This window comes from Streptomyces sp. NPDC039462 (assembly GCF_055639375.1).
Window position 1 is genome coordinate 356,676 of the sequence record NZ_JBVKAO010000001.1, and the last position, 15,647, is coordinate 372,322.

Consider the following 15,647-nt stretch of genomic DNA (forward strand, 5'->3'; position numbering starts at 1 on the left):
CCGCACCGGCGACCTTCCGCCGGATCAGCGGAGCAACTCCACCTCCGCCAGGGTCGCGGAGCCGTCCGGCACCAGCCGGTAGTGGTCGTACGTCCCCGGCCGGGCGACCGTGAAGACCCGGGTCTGCTGGTCCCACGCGAAGGACTCACCGGACCGCTTGTCCAGCCGCTTCCAGCTCTCGCCGTCCTTAGAACCCTCAAGGACCCAGCCGCGCGGCGCCTTCGCCCGGTCGGCGGACGACGTAAGGGTGTACTGGACCGCCTTCGTCCCCTTGGCCGCCGGCAGTTCGATCGCCGAGCCCGCGGCCGACGTGGCATCCGTCGCCGACGTGTCGTCGAAGAGCGCGCCCTCACCCTTGAGGGCGTCCTTCCGCGGTGACGGCACCTTGTCGTCCTGCGTGATCGACACGGGCTGGGCGTTCTTGCCGCTGCCCCACGCCGACGGCTTCGGGCCCATGTCGAACTCCAGGACCCCGCCGCGCGCGACGATCTCGTGGGGGAGCGCGGTCGACTTCCACGCCTTGCCGTTGACCTTGAGCCCCTGCACGTACACGTTCTCCGCGCTGTTCTTCGGCGCCTTGACGACGAGGTCGCGGCCGTTGTCCAGGTGCACGGTCATCTTCGTGAACTGCGGCGAGCCGATGGCGTATTCACCGCTGCCCATGACCAGCGGATAGAAGCCGAGCGACGAGAAGAGGTACCAGGCCGACTGCTCGCCGTTGTCCTCGTCGCCGTGGTAGCCCTGCCCTATCTCGCTGCCGGTGTAGAGGCGGCGGAGGACCTCGCGGACCTTCTCCTGCGTCTTCCACGGCTGCCCGGCCGCGTCGTACATGTACGCCACGTGGTGGGCGACCTGGTTGGAGTGGCCGTACATCCCCATGCGTACGTCGCGTGCCTCGGTCATCTCATGGATGACGCCTCCGTAGGACCCCGCGAACTCGGCGGAGCCGGTCTCCGGAGTGGCGAAGTACGTGTCGAGCTTGGTGCCGAGGCCCTTGCGGCCGCCGTACAGGTTCGCCAGGCCGCGCGAGTCCTGCGGGGCGGTGAAGGCGTACCCCCAGGCGTTGGTCTCCGTGTAGTCGTGGCCCCACACGCGCGGGTCGAACTTCTCCGAAGGCACCCGCCAGACGCCCTTCGCGTCCTTGCCCTGGAAGAAGCCGGGCGGTGTGCCCGCGCCGGCCGCCTTGTCGTCGAAGAGGTTCACGTAGTCGCGGGCACGGTTGAGGAAGTACTCGGACTCGTCCTTGTAGCGCTTCTCACCCGTCTTCTTGTAGAGGGCGGCGCCCATGCGGGAGATGCCGTAGTCGTTGAGGTAGCCCTCCAGCGCCCACGACAGGCCCTCGTGGGTCTCGCTCGGCGTGTAGCCGAGGAACGGCGACGTCTTCATGCCCTTGCGGCCGACGCCCGCGCTCGGCGGGACGACCGTCGCGTTCTTCAGCGCGGCCTCGTACGCGGCCTTCGCGTCGAACTTCACGCCCTTCACGTACGCGTCGGCGAACGCCACGTCCGACGAGGTGCCCGTCATCAGGTCCGCGTAACCGGGCGAGGACCAGCGCGACGTCCAGCCGCCGTCCTTGTACTGCTGCACGAAGCCGTCGACCAGCTCACCCGCCTTCTTCGGAGTGAGCAGGGAGTAGGCGGGCCACGTCGTGCGGTACGTGTCCCAGAAGCCGTTGTTGACGTACGGCTTGCCCTCGACGATCTTCGCGCCCGTGTGGGTCGGGGTGTCGGGGCCGGTCTGCGGCGAGAACGGGGAGGCGTACTTGTACGTCGACTTGCCGCCCGCCGACCGGACCTTCTCGAAACCGGAGTTGGGGTAGAGGTACAGGCGGTACAGACTGGAGTACAGGCTCGTGCGCTGGCCCTCGCTCGCGCCCTCGACCTCCACCTTGCCGAGGATGGCGTCCCACTGCTTCTGGGCCCGGTCCTTGACGCGGCCGAAGGACGTGCCGGACGGGATCTCCTGGGCGAGGTTGGCCTTCGCCTGGTCCAGGCTGATGAGGGACGTCGCGAGCCGCAGGCTGACCGTGCGGTCCTTGCCGGGGCGGAAGCGCAGATAGCCCGTGACGTCGCCGCCACCGCCGCCCTCCAGCTTGCCGCCCGCGGTGACGGGGGAGTCGAAGACGCCGTACACGAAGAGCCGCGTCGCGCCCGTGGACAGGCCGGACTTGACGTCGGAGAAGCCGGAGACGATCCCCTTCTCCTTGTCGAGGGTCAGCCCGCCCTTCTCCGAGACGTTGTCGAAGATGACGCTCGCGTCGTCACCGGGATAGGTGAACCGCATCATCGCCGCGTGGTCGGTCGGCGCCATCTCGGCCTTCAGGCCGTTCTCGAACGTCACGCCGTAGTGGTGCGGGCGCGCCGTCTCCTTCTCGTGCTTGAAGGGCAGCGCCCGCTTGGTCCGGGACGCGCTCGGCGTGTCCTTGTCGACGGACGGCATCAGCTGGAACGTCTGCCGGTCACCCATCCACGGGCTCGGCTCGTGGCTCGCGCTGAACGCCTGGATCGTCGGCAGGTTGTCGTCGTTGTTGCCGCGCGCGTAGTCGTAAAGCCAGCTCAGCGAGCCCGCGTTGGTCACCGGTGTCCAGAAGTTGAAGCCGTGCGGGACCGCGGTGGCCGGGAAGGTGTTGCCGCGCGAGAAGCCGCCGCTGGAGTTGGTGCCGCGCGTCGTGTCGGCGTAGTCGGAGGGGTGCGCCTTCGGCTTCGCCGGGGCCTTCTCCTTCAACGACACGTCGTCGAGCCAGCCGCGGAACTTCGCGGGCCCCTTCGGGGCGTCGTACGCCAGCAGGATCCGGTCGACCGTCTTGCCGCCCGCGACCCGCCCGATGCGCGCCTCGACGTTGTTCCACTGGTTCACGTAGAGCGCCTTGGACGCGCCCTGGCCCCGCGGGGTCAGCGGGAAGCCGTGCTGGTCGACGGCGCTCAGGTCGCTGAGGTACGTGCCGTCGGTGAAGGCGAGGTCCACGGAGACGTTCGTCGCCTGATAGTCGAGGTCGCCCTCGGCCATCGAGGGGAAGACGCGGTAGCCGAGCTCGGTGTTCCGGCGCACCTTGACGTTGACATCGAAGACCTTGTTGTACGAGTAGCCGCGCCCGTCCACCTTGTGGGTGCCCGCGTACCGCAGCGCCTGCTTCCCCGTGAACCCGGCGCGGGACTTGGCGGTGGGGGAGCCGCTGGGTCCGCGGTCCACCAGGCTCAGCATGTCCTCGGGCGCGGGGGCCTCCGTACCGCCGACCGACAGCTGGAGGTCGGCGAGCTGAAGGGCGTCCGCGGCGCCGTTGTTCGCGGTGACGTCGAGGCGGTAGTGCGCGTACGCCGTCCCGTTCTGGAAATCGTATTTCTTCGTCTTGTGCCGGCCGTCGAAGGTCTCGCCCTTGCGCTCGTCGAGGACCTTCCACTCCTTGCCGTCCGTCGAACCCTTGAGGGTCCAGTCCTTCGGGTCGCGCGGGGCATGGTCGTTGGCGGAGGTGAGCGCGTACGTCACGGCCTTGGCGGGGCGGTCCAGCTCGAACTCGACCCAGCCGTCCTTGGCGAAGGTCAGCCACTTGCTGGTCGCCTCGCCGTCGACGAGGTTCGCGGCGACCTCGCCGGAGCCGGTGTTCTCACCGCTCGCCCGGACCTCGGTGACGTGGTCGTTCACGCTGCCCGGGAGCCCGGAACTGAACTCGCCGTTCACCCCGGACGCCTTCTTCTTGCCGTCGGGACCCGTCTCGACGGTGCTCAGCCAGTCCGGCAGGGCCTCGCCCGCCTCGAAGGACGAGGCGAACTCCCGCTCCGCACGGGGCGGCCGCTCGGGCTCGGCGACGGCGGCGCCCTGAGCGGCCACGACGACCGCGAGCGCGAGCACCGGCGCGCCGATGACGACTGCCGGACGTTGGTGTCTGTAGCGGGATCTGCGTGCGGTGTTGCGTGCCGAGTACGGCATCCCCGAGCCCCTCCTTGCGAGTTGGACAACGTTGTCACGATCGCTGCGCAAGGTCTAGTAGGGCGGCAAGTGTCAAGTGGTGTCAAGGGTGCTGACGGGGCAGCGGATACCGACCCGTACGCTCGCCGTACGGCGTCGGCGTCAGGGGAGGGCCAGTGAAGATCGTGCTGCCGGGAGGGACCGGCCAGGTGGGCGGCGTGCTGCGGCGCGCGCTGACCGCCGCGGGACACGAGGTCGTGGTCCTGACCCGACGTCCGGTGCGGGACGGTGAGGTCCGGTGGGACGGCCGGACGCCCGGCCCCTGGACGGAGGCGGTCGACGGCAGTGACGTCGTGATCAACCTCGCGGGCCGCAGCGTCAGTTGCCGCTACACCGACGAGAACCTGCGCGCCATGATGGACTCGCGCGTGGACTCCGCACGCGTGGTCGGCGAGGCGATCGCCGGTGCCAGGAAGCCGCCCCGGGTCTGGCTCCAGATGAGCACGGCGACCATCTACGCCCACCGTTTCGACGCGCCCAACGACGAGGCCACCGGTGTGATCGGCGGGGCCGAGCCCGGCGTCCCCGACTACTGGGCGTACAGCGTCGAGATCGCCCGGAACTGGGAGCGGGAGCAGGAGCGGGCCGCGACGCCCCGGACGCGCAAGGTGGCCCTGCGCTCGGCCATGGTGATGAGCCCCGACCGCGGCGGCGTCTTCGACTACCTGCTGTGGCTGGCCCGGCTCGGCCTCGGCGGGCCGGTCGCGGGCGGCGCCCAGTACGTGTCCTGGATCCACGACCGTGACTTCGTGCGTGCCGTGGAGTTCCTGATCGACCGGGACGACATCACGGGGGCGGTCAATCTCGCGGCCCCCGGCCCGCTGCCTCAGCGGGAGTTCATGCGCGTGCTGCGCGGCGCCTGGGGCATGCCGGTCGGGCTGCCCGCGACGCGCTGGATGGCCGGGCTCGGGGCCTTCGCGCTGCGCTCCGACACCGAACTCCTCCTGAAGAGCCGGAGGGTGGTGCCCGGGCGGCTGACGGAAGCCGGGTTCGGCTTCGAGCACGGTTCCTGGCCGACGGCGGCGGCCGACCTCGTGGGCCGGGCGCGCCGTGAGCGGTCCCGCTCCCGGCGGAACGCGGCACGTTCCTGAGCACGGCCGCGGCACGTTCACGAGCGCGGCCGCGACCCGCACCCGGCCACTCGGGTGACCCGAGGGAAAGTCCATGGAAACCGGCGCGAAAGTCCACGCTTTTGGACGGTGATGTGCGAGAGGTTCGACCGGGGATCGTCGCAGGTCTCAACTCGGACAAGGCTGCCGGGCAAAGTCGTATTCGATCTTGCCCACCCGACGGCGAGTGGACTATACCTGTCCGCGTCCGACGTCAACTGCCCTGGCCGGTGGGAGAACCCGGCGCACGACCCCAGCTTCACACCACCGCGGTGCCGGGGAGGGTCCGGTTCACCGCCTGAGTCCTGGAGAAGGCGAGGACTTGAGCATGGGATCCACCAGCGTCAACCGTCGTGATGTCATGAAGAGGGCGGCGGCCGCCGGTCTGCTCGCGGTGCCGGCCGTGGGGGCGCTCAGCTCCTGCGCCAGCGGAGGCGGCGAGGAGAACAAGGCCGAGAAGGGCACGAAGTCCAAGAAGAACCCGCTCGGGGTGAAGGAGGACGCGGGCCTCTCGGTCTACATCTTCAACGGCGGATACGGCGACAAGTACGCCCAGTTCGTCACGGACATGTACGCCAAGAAGTACCCGAAGGCCGATCCCGAGCAGAAGTCCACCGAGAAGATCGCCACCCAGGTCCAGCCGAAGATCGTCCGGGGCAAGCCCACGGCGGACGTCGTCAACAACAGCGGCGCCGACCAGATGAACCCCGGCAAGCTCGTGCACAACAAGCAGGTCGCCGACCTCAGCGAGGTCCTGGACGCCCCCTCCTGGGACGACCCGGACGTCACCGTGCGCGAGACCCTGGTGCCGATCGTCGAGGAGATGGGCCGCTTCGGCGGCCGGGAGTGCTACAGCCTGAACATCGCGCTGACGGTGTACGGAAACTGGTACTCCAAGAAGCTCCTGGAGGACGGGCTCGACTCCTCGTATCCCAAGACCTGGGACGAGATGCTCGCCGTCTGCAGGAAGGCCAAGGCCAAGGGCATCCACGGCTGGAGCTACCCCGGCGGCCACCCGCGCTACATGTTCTTCAGCATGTACGCGATGTTCGCCCAGCGCGGCGGCCGCGAGGTCACCACCGCCATGGACTACCTGGAGCCGGGCGCCTGGAAGCACGACGCGGTCAAGGACGTCTTCGAGGCCTGGGAGGAGCTGGTCGCCAAGAAGTACGTGCTGACCGGGTTCGACGGCACCGAGGCCCACACCGAGATGCAGACCGCGTGGACGAAGGAGGGCAAGTGCCTCTTCGTGCCCAACGGCTCCTGGGTGGAGAACGAGGCCAAGGACACCACGCCGAAGGACTTCCGCATGACGGTGGGCGCCACGCCCTCCCTGGACTCCGGCGACAAGATGCCGTTCGGCACCCTCTTCGCCCCGGCCGGTGAGCCCTTCATCGTGCCCGCCAAGGCCAAGAACCGGCAGGGCGGCCTGGAGTGGCTGCGGATGATGTACAGCAAGGAGGCCGCGCTCAACCTCTTCAAGGAGATCGGCTCGATGCCGGTCGTCAAGGGCGCCATCGACGGCCTCGAACTGCCCTCGGGCGCGGCGAGCGCGCAGGCGGCGATCAAGGCCGCCGGGGACAACGTCGTGATCCCCAAGTTCTACGACTGGTACAACGAGCTGTTCCGCGAGGACTTCAACAACATGATCCACAAGTTCATGCAGGGCCAGATCGGCACCAAGCAGGCCATGGACACCATGGAGAAGGCCTCCCAGCGGATCCTCAAGGACCCCGACATCACCAAGGTCAAGAAGGCCTGAGCGGCGTGAAGACCGACACCCGGGTGGCCGGCACCCCACCGCCGAAGCCGACGAAGAAGCGGGCGGAGGCCAAGCCTCCGCCCCGCCCGGCCAACTGGCCGCTGCTGTGTCTCGCGATGCTGCTCCCGCCCCGCTTCACCCCCCGCCGCGTCCGCTACGACCGGCGCTACCGCACCCTCGACAAGTACCGCTTCATCGTCGGCTTCCTGGCCGTGCCGCTGGGGTTCTACGCGCTGTTCGTCATCTCGCCGTTCCTCCAGGCGATCTACTACTCGTTCACCGACTGGTCCGGCGGCCCCGTCGCGAACTTCGTCGGGTTCGACAACTACCAGAAGATGTGGAACGACGACCGCTTCTGGGACTCGCTCCAGGTCAGCACCCTGCTGCTGGTCATCGCCCCGGTCGTCACGCTCGTGCTCGGCATGTTCTTCGCCTTCATGATCACCTCGGGTGGCCGGCACCGCAGGGGACAGGCCATCGCGGGCGTCGCGGGCTCCTCGGTCTACAAGGTCGTCTACTTCTTCCCGCAGGTCCTGTCCGTCGCCATCATCGCCGTGGTGTGGGGCCGCGTCTTCAACACCAACAGCGGCCTGATCAACGGCGGCCTGGACAAGGTGGGTGTCGACGGCCCCGCCTGGCTCGGCGGCGACCAGACGCTCGGCCTCGTCGCGCTGCTCACCGTCATCAGCTGGAGCTTCGTCGGCTTCTACGTCGTGCTCTTCTCCGCGGCGATGGGCGCGATCCCCAGGGAGATCTACGAGGCGGCGCTGCTCGACGGCGCCGGCCGCGCCCGCACCTTCTTCAACGTCACGCTCCCGCTGATCTGGGACACGGTGCGCACCGGCTGGATCTACATGGGCATCCAGGCGCTCGACACCTTCGCCATCTGCCTGGTCATGGTGCCGCCGCACGTCCTGAAGGTGACCCCGGTCTTCCTCTACGAACGGTTCCGGGACGGCCAGTACGGCTACGCCACCTCCATCGGCGTGGTCCTCCTCGTCCTGAGCATGGCGTTCTCCCTGATCGTCATGCGGGTCGGGAACCGCGACCGGATCGAATACTGAGACCGCGGGAGCCACTGCATCATGACCACCACGACCACCACCGCGCCCCGCCCCGCCACCACCGACGCGCCCCGCCGCGAGAAGGAGACGGGCACCACCCTCAACGTCTTCTCGCACGCCTTCCTCGTCCTGTGGGTGATCCTCGCCGCCGGGCCCCTGATCTGGGTCGCCCTCACCGCGTTCCGCCCCTCGGCGGAGATCCTCAGCGACCCGATGGGCTGGCCCGCCTCCTTCCACTGGGAGAACTTCACCAACGCGTGGAACAAGGCCAACATCGGCCAGTACACCGTCAACTCACTGATCATCCTGGCCGGTTCGCTGACCGGCACCATGCTGCTCGGCTCGATGGCGGCCTACGTCATCGCCCGCTTCACCTTCCCCGGCAACCGCGTCGTCTTCATGCTGTTCGCGGGCGGCATGATGTTCCCCGTCATCCTGGCGCTCGTCCCGCTCTTCGCGGTGATGGAGAACTTCGGCCTCCTCGACACCCGGCCGGGGCTGATGATCGCGTACATCGCGTACTCACTGCCCTTCACCACCTTCTTCCTGACCTCCTTCTTCCGCACGCTGCCGACCGGCGTGCAGGAGGCGGCGATGGTCGACGGAGCCTCGCACACCCGCACCTTCTTCCAGATCATGCTGCCCATGGCCAAGCCCGGCCTCGTCAGCATCGGCATCTTCAACTTCCTCGGCCAGTGGAACCAGTACCTGCTCCCGCTGCTGCTCAACAACGAGGACGAGAAGAGCTACGTGCTGCCGCAGGGACTCGCCTCCCTCGCCGTCTCGCAGGGCTACCGGGGTGACTGGGGAGCGCTCTTCGCGGGCCTCACCATCGCCATGCTCCCGGTGCTCGTCGTCTACGCCGTCTTCCAGCGACAGGTACAGGCCGGTCTGACGGCGGGAGCCCTCAAGTGACCTGGTGAGGCAGGTGATTTCAGCTTGGCCACGAAAGTGGTCTAGGCCTGTCGAGGCGAATCGGGCCGTGAGTAGTGTCTGCGCCACGGCGCCGCGGGGGGCGACTGGAAGCGCTCAAGTCGACACCGATGTCGAAGGGTTGAAAACAGCATGAGGAACCGAATGGTCGCCACCGGCGCGGCAACACTCGCCATGGCGCTGGGACTTACCGCCTGCGGCGGCGACAGCGACAGCGGCGACAGCAAGACGATCAAGCTCGTCGCCGCCGACTACGGGGACAAGGCGTCCAACGCCTCGAAGGTGTACTGGGCCGAGGTCAAGAAGGAATTCGAGGCGGCCAACAAGGGCTACAAGGTCGACGTCCAGGTCATCAACTGGAACGAGATCGACAAGCAGGTCAAGAACATGATCCAGGCGGGCAACGAGCCCGACCTGCTGCAGACCGGCGGCTACGCCGACAAGGTCGCCGACGACCTGCTCTACAAGGCGGACGAGGTGATGTCCGCCAAGACGCGCGACAACCTCATACCCAGCTTCGCCAAGGCCGGCGAGGTCGACGGCACCCAGTACGGCATCCCGTGGGTCTCCTCCAGCCGCGTCATGTTCTACAACAAGTCCGTCCTCAAGAAGGCCGGCGTCAAGTCCCCGCCGAAGACCTGGGCCGAACTCGCCGACGCCGCGAAGAAGATCAAGGCCAAGAAGGCCGCCGAGACCCCCTACGCCCTGCCCCTCGGCCCCGAGGAGACCCAGGGCGAGACGATGATGTGGGAGCTCGGCAACGGCGGCGGATACACCGACGCGGACGGCAAGTACACCCTCGACAGCCCGCAGAACATCGAGACCTTCGAGTGGCTCAAGACCAACCTGGTCAAGCCCGGCCTCACCTACGCCAACCCCGCCTCCACCGACCGCAAGACGGCCTTCGCCGACTTCGCGGCCGGCAAGGTCGGCATGCTCAACGGCCACCCGAGCCTCATCCAGATGGCCAAGGAGGGCAAGGTCGACTACGGCGTCACGCCCATCCCCGGCAAGGAGGGCCCGCTGGAGTCCACCCTCGGCGTCGCCGACTGGATGATGGCGTTCAAGGACGGCGGCGCGGAGAAGGAGGGCGTGAAGAAGTTCCTGGACTTCACGTACTCCAAGAAGATGCTGGCGTTCGACGAGATGTACAACCTGATGCCCGTCACCCAGGACGCGCTCAAGGAGATGAAGACCAACGGCAAGCACAAGGACTTGGAGCCGTTCTTCGAGGTGCTGCCGAACGCCAAGTTCTACCCGCTCGGCGACACCTCCTGGGACCTCGTGTCCGCCGAGATGAAGAAGACCGGCGGCAAGGCCGTCTCCGACGACCCGAAGCAGGTCCTCGGCGACCTCCAGAAGAAGGCGGAGTCGGCGGCGGCCGACGCCAAGTAGCGGCCGACGCCGAACGAAGGAGTTTCCGTGTCGCTGAAGGCCCCTCCGTCCCCGGCCGGGTCCGGCCGGGGACGGGGCGGGCGCGCACCCAGGCCGGTGAGCCGCCGCAGCGGCCTGGCCCGGCTCGGCCCGCTGCCCTGGATAGCGCCCGTCATCCTGCTGATCCTCGCCGTCGTCGTCTGGCCCGTCGTCGAGCTGATCCGCACCTCGTTCCTCAACATCTCCATCTCCGGCAAGGTGCGCGGCAGCGCCGGGACCGACAAGTTCAAGAAGCTCTTCGAGGAGAGCGACTTCGGCGCCGTCCTCACCTGGACCGTGATCTGGACGGTCGTCGTCGTCACCGCGACGATGCTGCTCTCGCTCGCCCTCGCCCAGCTCTTCAACCAGAAGTTCCCCGGCCGCCGCATCACCCGCTGGGCGCTCATCGCCCCCTGGGCGGCATCCGTCCTGATGACCGCCATCGGCTTCAAGTGGATGCTCAACCAGACCGCGGGCGTGCTCAACACGCTGATGCTCGACCTCGGCCTCATCGACAGCTCCAAGGACTGGCTCGGCAAGCCGGAGACCGCCTGGCCGTGGATGATGGCCGTCGCCGTCTTCGTGTCGCTGCCCTTCACCACGTACACGCTCCTTGCGGGCCTGCAGACCATCCCGCAGGACGTCTACGAGGCGTCGCGCATCGACGGGGCCGGGACCTGGCAGACGTACCGCCACATCACGCTCCCGATGCTGCGGCCCGCCTTCCTCGTCGGCGTCGTCATCAACCTCATCAACGTCTTCAACTCCTTCCCGATCATCTGGGCCATGACCCAGGGCGGCCCGGGCTACGACACCTCCACGTCGATGGTGTTCATGTACAAGCTGAAGGAGACCGACATCGGCGAGTCCGCGGCCATGTCGGTCGTCAACTTCCTGATGGTCGTGGTGCTCGTGCTGATCTTCCTGAAGGTCAGCCGGTGGAACGAGGAGGACTGATGGCCACCGCGACGGCGACCCGCCCTGCGCCGAAAAAGGGCCGCACACCCAAGCGCGCCTTCCGGCCCCGCACCCTGGTCATCACGGCCTGCGCGTGGCTCCTTGCCGCGGTCTTCCTCGCGCCGTACCTGGAGATGATCGTCACCGCGCTCCGCCCCAAGGAGGAGCTCCGCGACCGCACATACCTGCCCCAGAACCTGGAGTGGGCCAACTTCATCGACGTGTGGAAGGAGTCCGAGCTCGGCCAGAACCTCCAGGTGACGCTGCTCGTCGCAGGCGGCGCGACCCTGCTGGTCCTGCTCGTCTCGCTGCCCGCCGCGTACTACACGGCCCGCATGCGCTACCGCGGCCGCAAGCTCTTCCTGCTCCTCGTCCTCGTCACCCAGATGTTCCAGCCCACGGCGCTCCTGGTCGGCCTCTACCGCCAGTTCCACCAGCTGGACATGCTCAACTCGGTCTGGACGCTGATCCTCACCAACGCGGCGTTCAACCTCGCCTTCGCGGTGTGGATCCTGACGGCCTACATCAGCTCGATCCCGCCGGAGCTGGAGGAGGCCGCCATGGTGGACGGCACAAGCCGCTTCGGCGCCATGATCAAGGTGACGCTGCCGCTCGCCCTGCCGGGCGTCGTCACGGCCGTGATCTTCACCTTCATCACGTCCTGGAACGAGTTCGTGATGGGCCTCACCCTGACCACCGAACCGGACAAGCAGCCGCTGACGGTCGGCATCAACAACTTCATCGGCAACTACACGGTGCAGTGGAACTACCTCTTCGCCGCGTCCGTCGTGGCGATCGTGCCGGTCATCGTGCTGTTCGCCTTCATCGAGAAGCACGTGGTGTCGGGCCTCACGGCAGGCTCCGTCAAGTAGTCGGCGGATACGCGGAACGGCCGTCCGGAGGGCTCCGGACGGCCGTTCTTCGGATTACGGGTACGGGCGCGCGTCAGGCCAGCGGCTCGGCGTCGAGCCGTACGACCCGGGCGGGACCGGCGCGGAACGCGGGGCTCGCCGCGTCGGCCTCGACCATGTGCGGGGTGGCGTCGTGCGCGTCGAGCGCCTCCTGCGACGCCCACCGCTCGATGAGGACGAACCGGTCGGGCTCGCCGCTCACCTGGTGCAGGTCGTACTGCAGGCAGCCGTCCTCGGCCCGGACGAGCGGCGCGAGACGCTCGAAGGCGGCGATCTGCTCCTTTCCGCGGCCCGGCTGGGTGGTGATGTGGATGACGAGCTGGATCGGCTGGGACATGGGTGGGACTCCTCTGGTGCTGTGTCGTGCTGTGGTGTTGTCGTTCTGCGCGGCGTCAACGGGCCGCCGGGGATGGCTACTTGTAGATGCGCAGCACCCGGCCCACCCGCCGCACCTGGCCGAGGCCCCGCAGCTCGTCGAGCGCGGCGTGCAGCGCGTGCTCGGGTGCGGGGAACGTGATGAACACGATGCGGGCCCGCGACTCCGAGCCGTGCTGGTCCACCGTGCGGATCGACACACCGTGCCGCGCGAACACCCCCGTCACCTCGGACAGGACGCCCGGCGCCTCGTCGACGTCCGCGCGGACGTAGTACGAGTGCACCAGGTCCCGCGTCGGCCGCATGACCGCGGGCGGGCCGACGGGGACGCGCCGGTGCGTGCCGCGCACCAGCTGGTCCGCCGCGCCCGTCACGTCCCCGAGGATCGCGGACGCGGACGGGCGGGGGCCCGCCCCGTGCCCGTAGAACATGAGCTCACCGGCGGCGGAGGTGGTGAGGAACACCGCGTTGAAGCTGTCACGGACGCTGGCCAGCGGGTGCTCGCGCCCGATCAGGGCGGGGAAGACCTGCGCGCCCACCGCCCCGCCGCCGGAGAAGCGCTCCGCCACGGCGAGGAGCTTGATGTCGAACCCGAACCGGTCGGCCAGCTCGAAGTCCTCCCGTTCGAGCCCGGCGATGCCTTCCCTGCTGACATCGTCCGCCACGACCGACCGGTTGAAGGCCAGCGAGGCGAGGATGGCGATCTTGGACGCCGCGTCGGCGCCCTCGACGTCGGCGGTCGCGTCGGGCTCCGCGTACCCCAGCTCCTGCGCCTTCGCCAGCGCCTCGTCGAAGTCGAGGCCGTCGGCCGTCATCCGGGTCAGCATGTAGTTGGTGGTGCCGTTGACGATGCCGACCACCCGCGTCACGTCCTCCGCCTGCAAGGACTCCCGCAGGGGGCGCAGGATGGGCACCGCGGCCACCGCGGCGGCCTCGAAGAAGAGGTCGACGCCCGCCCGGTCGGCCGCGGCGAACAGCGCGGGGCCCGCGCTCGCGATGAGCTCCTTGTTGGCGGTCACGACGGGTTTCCCGGCGTCAAGGGCCGCCATGACCAGCTCACCGGCGGCCGACGTGCCGCCGATCAGCTCGACCACGAGGTCGACGTCGTCGGCCTTGACCACGTCGTGGGCGTCGCCGGTGAACAGCTCCGCGGCCAGCGCGGGCGGCCGCGGCTTGAGCGGATCGCGCACCGCTATCCGTACGAGCTCGAGCGACAGGCCCGTGACGGACTCGATCGCCGCCCGCCGCTCGACCAGCAGCGCGGCGAAGTCCGCCCCCACCGTGCCGCAGCCGAGGAGCCCGACCCTGACCCGGTGCGTCATGCCGGCACCCCCCGGGCGGGGTCGTGGCAGGGCTGGTGGGTGCCGAAGCGGCGCCGGTGGTAGACCAGCGGCGCCCGGCCCGCCGCGGCCTCCGCTGCGTCGACGCGGCCGAGGACGATGACGTGGTCGCCGCCGTCCGCGAAGTCGGCCACGGTCGAGGCGATCCACGCCGACGCGCGGGCGACGCGGGGCAGGCCGTGCTCGATGCTCCAGGACGTCCCGCGGAACTTGTCGGCCCCGCCCTTGGCCGCGAACGACATCGCCAGGTCGCCCTGGTCGGCGCCGAGCACATTGAGCCCGAAGCGCCCCGACTCGCGGATCACCTCAAGGGTCCGCGACCTTCTGTCCAGGCTGACCAGGACCATCGGCGGGGAGACCGACAAGGAGGAGAAGGCGCTGACGGTCGCACCGCACGGCGCGCCGTTGTGGGCCAGGGCCGTCACGATCGACACGGGTGTCGCCACGCCGGCCATGACGTCCTTGAACGTGTCCTGCAGTACGGAGGGAGCGGTGTCGGTGGTGTTCATCGCGGGTGCCTGTTCCGGTCGGGGGAGCTCGTCGGATCGGGGAGCTCGTCGAACCACGTGTCGAGGAGCGTGGGGTACGCGTCGGACGCGAACACGTCGGCCAGCGCGGCGTCGACGGCACGGACGAACTCCGGGTCGTCCTTCCGCAGGAGGAATCCGTAGCTCTCCTCGCCGAGCCGCACGTCGAGCAGGCTGACGTCGTCCCCGGCCCGGCCGGCGCCGCGCAGCAGGGACAGGAGGATCACCTCGTCCGCCACGATCGCGTCGACGAGCGGGTCGTCGAGGAAGGCGTCCAGGGCCGCCCCGATGGACGGCACACCGGTGAAGGTGAAGGCGAAGCCCGGGTCCGGTGCGCTTTCGAGCGCGGCCTGGCTCGTCGATCCCTGGATGCCGACCACGCGCAGCGGGCCCGCTCGCACACCGGACTTCACGGCGACCCGGTGCGAGGTCCGGAAGATGGGCCTACTGAACGCGTGGCGCCGCAGCCGCTCCTCGGTGATGGTCGTCGACCCGCACTCGATGTCGATGCGGCCCTCGGTGAGCAGGCCCTCCCTCGTGGTGGACGTGACCTCGACGGCCTCGATCCGCGGCACCGGCTCCGTGCCGTCGAAGACCTTCGCGAGGACGAGGCGGGCCAGATCGACGGAGTAGCCGACGGGTTCGAAGGCCGTGCCGTCCGTGCCGGGGGCGACGTAGGAGAACGGCGGAGTGTGCCGCTGGAACCCGACGCGGAGGGTTCCGCGCTCGCGTGCGCTACTCGACAACGCCGGCCGCCTCGGGGCGGGGGCCGAGGGGGCGCAGGCCCGCGCGGTACCGCGCGGCCAGCTCCCGGTACTCGGCGGCCGTCTCGTCGAGCACGGCCACGTCACTGTCGCTCAGCGTCATCAGGACGGTCGCGGGGTTGCCCGCGATGAGGCTCCTGGGCGGGCGGACGGGCCCGGCACTGAGCACCACACCCGCGGAGACCCGTGAACTCGCCCCGACCGACACGCCGTTCAGCAGGACCGCGCCGATCCCGACGACCGTGCCGGCCCCGACCGAGCAGCCGTGCAGGACCGCGCTGTGGGCGATCGTCACGTCGGGCCCGATGGTCAGCGGCTGCCCGGGGTCCGAGTGCAGCATCGCGTGGTCCTGGATGTTCGACCCGCGGCCGATCCGCACACTGCCCTTGTCGCCGCGCACGGTCACACCGGGCCAGAGGCTGACGCCCTCCTCGATCTCGACGTCCCCGATCACCACGACGTCGTCGAAGGCGTAGACGCTGGGGTGGATACGTGGCTCGATGCCCTCGAAGCTGTACGTCTTCACGGC

13 protein-coding genes are annotated in these 15,647 nt (G+C 69.0%); 7 read left to right on the plus strand and 6 right to left on the minus strand.

Annotation, left to right across the window (positions count from 1 at the left end):
• Positions 1-24 precede the first annotated feature (24 nt).
• Positions 25-3,924 carry a GH92 family glycosyl hydrolase gene (locus ACZ7LU_RS01430; RefSeq protein WP_471915314.1) on the minus strand — a complete coding sequence of 1,300 codons (3,900 nt, stop codon included), beginning with the start codon at positions 3,922-3,924 and terminating at the stop codon, positions 25-27.
• A 155-nt stretch (positions 3,925-4,079) separates the two neighbouring features.
• Between ACZ7LU_RS01430 and ACZ7LU_RS01435 the strand changes: the two genes are divergently transcribed.
• From ACZ7LU_RS01435 to ACZ7LU_RS01465, 7 genes are all read left to right on the plus strand, one after another.
• Complete coding sequence (locus tag ACZ7LU_RS01435) at positions 4,080-5,054, plus strand: epimerase (RefSeq protein ID WP_471915315.1); 975 nt, start codon at positions 4,080-4,082, stop codon at positions 5,052-5,054.
• Positions 5,055-5,400: 346 nt separating this feature from the next.
• Complete coding sequence (gene ngcE / locus ACZ7LU_RS01440) at positions 5,401-6,834, plus strand: N-acetylglucosamine/diacetylchitobiose ABC transporter substrate-binding protein (protein WP_471915316.1); 1,434 nt, start codon at positions 5,401-5,403, stop codon at positions 6,832-6,834.
• 116 nt (positions 6,835-6,950) lie between these two features.
• Positions 6,951-7,898, plus strand: coding sequence for a carbohydrate ABC transporter permease (locus tag ACZ7LU_RS01445; protein WP_471214818.1), 948 nt, complete (start codon positions 6,951-6,953; stop codon positions 7,896-7,898).
• A 21-nt stretch (positions 7,899-7,919) separates the two neighbouring features.
• On the plus strand, positions 7,920-8,813 hold the full coding sequence (locus ACZ7LU_RS01450; RefSeq protein ID WP_471915317.1) for a carbohydrate ABC transporter permease: 894 nt from the start codon (positions 7,920-7,922) through the stop codon (positions 8,811-8,813).
• Between the two features lie 150 nt (positions 8,814-8,963).
• Positions 8,964-10,226, plus strand: coding sequence for an extracellular solute-binding protein (locus ACZ7LU_RS01455; protein WP_468713259.1), 1,263 nt, complete (start codon positions 8,964-8,966; stop codon positions 10,224-10,226).
• Between the two features lie 27 nt (positions 10,227-10,253).
• Complete coding sequence (locus ACZ7LU_RS01460) at positions 10,254-11,201, plus strand: carbohydrate ABC transporter permease (RefSeq protein WP_398305633.1); 948 nt, start codon at positions 10,254-10,256, stop codon at positions 11,199-11,201.
• A complete protein-coding gene (locus ACZ7LU_RS01465) occupies positions 11,201-12,073 on the plus strand; it encodes a carbohydrate ABC transporter permease (protein WP_468306365.1) in 873 nt (290 codons plus the stop codon). Before ACZ7LU_RS01460 ends, ACZ7LU_RS01465 begins: the two co-directional genes overlap by 1 nt.
• Positions 12,074-12,146: 73 nt before the next feature.
• Here ACZ7LU_RS01465 and ACZ7LU_RS01470 read toward each other — a convergent pair whose 3' ends face one another.
• The 5 genes from ACZ7LU_RS01470 to ACZ7LU_RS01490 form a co-directional block, all read right to left on the minus strand.
• Positions 12,147-12,449: a putative quinol monooxygenase gene (locus ACZ7LU_RS01470; protein ID WP_471915318.1), complete on the minus strand. Its 303-nt coding sequence runs from the start codon at positions 12,447-12,449 to the stop codon at positions 12,147-12,149.
• A 76-nt stretch (positions 12,450-12,525) separates the two neighbouring features.
• Complete coding sequence (locus tag ACZ7LU_RS01475; protein ID WP_471915319.1) at positions 12,526-13,809, minus strand: homoserine dehydrogenase; 1,284 nt, start codon at positions 13,807-13,809, stop codon at positions 12,526-12,528.
• The gene (locus tag ACZ7LU_RS01480) at positions 13,806-14,336 is read right to left on the minus strand and encodes a flavin reductase family protein (RefSeq protein WP_398305641.1); all 531 of its coding nucleotides are present in this window, start codon (positions 14,334-14,336) and stop codon (positions 13,806-13,808) included. The genes ACZ7LU_RS01475 and ACZ7LU_RS01480 overlap by 4 nt, the downstream gene beginning before the upstream one ends.
• Positions 14,333-15,100: a transporter substrate-binding domain-containing protein gene (locus ACZ7LU_RS01485; protein WP_471915320.1), complete on the minus strand. Its 768-nt coding sequence runs from the start codon at positions 15,098-15,100 to the stop codon at positions 14,333-14,335. The genes ACZ7LU_RS01480 and ACZ7LU_RS01485 overlap by 4 nt, the downstream gene beginning before the upstream one ends.
• Positions 15,090-15,644 carry a gamma carbonic anhydrase family protein gene (locus ACZ7LU_RS01490; protein ID WP_398305647.1) on the minus strand — a complete coding sequence of 185 codons (555 nt, stop codon included), beginning with the start codon at positions 15,642-15,644 and terminating at the stop codon, positions 15,090-15,092. The genes ACZ7LU_RS01485 and ACZ7LU_RS01490 overlap by 11 nt, the downstream gene beginning before the upstream one ends.
• Between the last annotated feature and the right edge of the window lie 3 nt (positions 15,645-15,647).